This is a genomic window from Sediminibacterium salmoneum NBRC 103935 (assembly GCF_000511175.1).
Taxonomy (GTDB): domain Bacteria; phylum Bacteroidota; class Bacteroidia; order Chitinophagales; family Chitinophagaceae; genus Sediminibacterium; species Sediminibacterium salmoneum.
The window spans coordinates 628,834-630,641 of the sequence record NZ_KI866530.1 but is presented as its reverse complement, the minus strand read 5'-3'; the positions used below and the strand labels follow the sequence as shown (position 1 = coordinate 630,641).

The following is a 1,808-nucleotide window of genomic DNA, read 5'->3' as shown; positions in this document are numbered from 1 at the left end:
GTTGGCAATATCAGGGCTGGTTGATCCATTAATGATCAGGTGTTCATCCGGCAAAAACCAATTGCGCATCAACCGATGCACAGGTTCTCTGTAAATCGGCCAGGTTATTGAAACATATACTAATCACCGTTATTTGTGTCATGCCGGATTGATGGGGCTGAGGGTCTTTAATTTTTCGTGAAACAACTGAATTGCTTTTAGCTTTTCCTCGTTCAGTTGGTATTGAATATTTTCTGTAAAATAGGTTTTCAGGTCATAGGCTTCAAAAGACAAATCAGCAACTACTTCATCCAGGTGCTGAAGTCCATACCCCAGTGCGCGGTTGAACCCATCAATAAAATCCGGATCAATCGGCTTATTGGCCACCCATGCCGCAAAAACAAAGGGCAAGCCGGTTAAATTGTTCCAGGCCGTAGCCAGGTCATACATATAGGGGGATTGTAACCGCTGCTCAAGCGCACGGTCTCCAATTACCACTGCGGCGGTAGTTCCTTTGATTTGTTCCCTGAAATCGGGTCCGGCTGCTTCAAAACGAAGGTCCAGTTGCCAGTAATCGCGAACCAGCATCCTGGCAAGGTTTACCGAAGTCCGGCTTTGATAATCGAGCAGCAGTGTTTTTACTTCTTTTAAAGGCACTTCGCTGAAAATGGCCACAGAAGCCACATCTTCTTCCGCAGAAATACAATAATCAGAAACAATTTGTGCATTGGGTATAGTAGGAATGATGGCAACAGGAATTAATCCTATATCAATCCGGTCATTTTGCAGGTCAGCTGCTACCCTGGCGGGGTAATCTTCGGTTAATTCAATTTTATCGAGCAGTCCCGATCTCTTAATGCCCAGCATCATGGGCTTGGTATTTAAATAACTTACGGCTCCAATTCTTATCTTCTTGTTCAATTCAGCTACTTTTGTACAAAGAAAAGATTAAATCTAAATATTTAACGTTTACCACATAAAATTCCATGGAACTGACTCAATTAACCGCAATTTCTCCTATCGACGGAAGGTACAGAAGTAAAACCGCCTCTTTAGCAGATTATTTTTCTGAATATGCTTTAATTAAATACAGGGTTTTAGTAGAAGTAGAATATTTTTTCTTTCTGGCAGACCAGCGCTTTTTTAAGCTGGCAGCCAAGCCCAGGCAGGCCCTTAGAACTATGCTGGAAAACTTTAGTATAGATGACGCACAGCATATTAAACAACTGGAGCAAACCACCAATCACGATGTAAAAGCGGTGGAATATTTTTTAAAGGAACAGGCAGACAAAGCGGGTATTGGTTATTTAAAAGAATGGATTCACTTTGGGCTAACTTCGCAGGACATCAATAATACCGCCATTCCATTAAGCTGGAAGCATGCTATGGAACATGAATACCTGCCCGGTTTAATTAATTTACAGAATGGTATTTACAGCCTGGCCAATCAATGGAAGGCAGTACCCATGCTGGCCAGAACACATGGACAGGCCGCTTCCCCTACCCGTTTGGGAAAAGAACTCATGGTATTTGTTGAGCGATTGCACAACCAGATAGAACTCTTTGCCAGTATACCCTATGCCGCCAAGTTTGGGGGGGCAACCGGAAACTTCAATGCACATTATATTGCTTTTCCAAAAAAGAACTGGGTAGCAATGGGGAACAAATTTGTGGAAGAAACGCTGGGATTACAGCGCATGCAGTTTACCACACAGATTGAACACTACGATGCCATAGCTGCGCATTTTGATGCATTAAAGCGCATCAACAATATTCTGATAGATTTATGCAGGGATATCTGGACCTATATTTCCATGGATTACTTTAAA

The 1,808-nt window shown here is 42.5% G+C and carries 2 protein-coding genes; one reads left to right on the top strand and one right to left on the bottom strand.

Features of this window, described 5'->3' with window-relative positions; genetic code table 11:
- Window positions 1-138 precede the first annotated feature (138 nt).
- Window positions 139-900 carry a menaquinone biosynthetic enzyme MqnA/MqnD family protein gene (locus tag P767_RS0103150; protein ID WP_026763369.1) on the bottom strand — a complete coding sequence of 254 codons (762 nt, stop codon included), beginning with the start codon at window positions 898-900 and terminating at the stop codon, window positions 139-141.
- Between the two features lie 65 nt (window positions 901-965).
- Here P767_RS0103150 and P767_RS18760 point away from each other — a divergent pair.
- Window positions 966-1,808: lyase family protein (locus P767_RS18760; RefSeq protein WP_245586820.1), on the top strand; the 843-nt coding region annotated here is incomplete at its 3' end.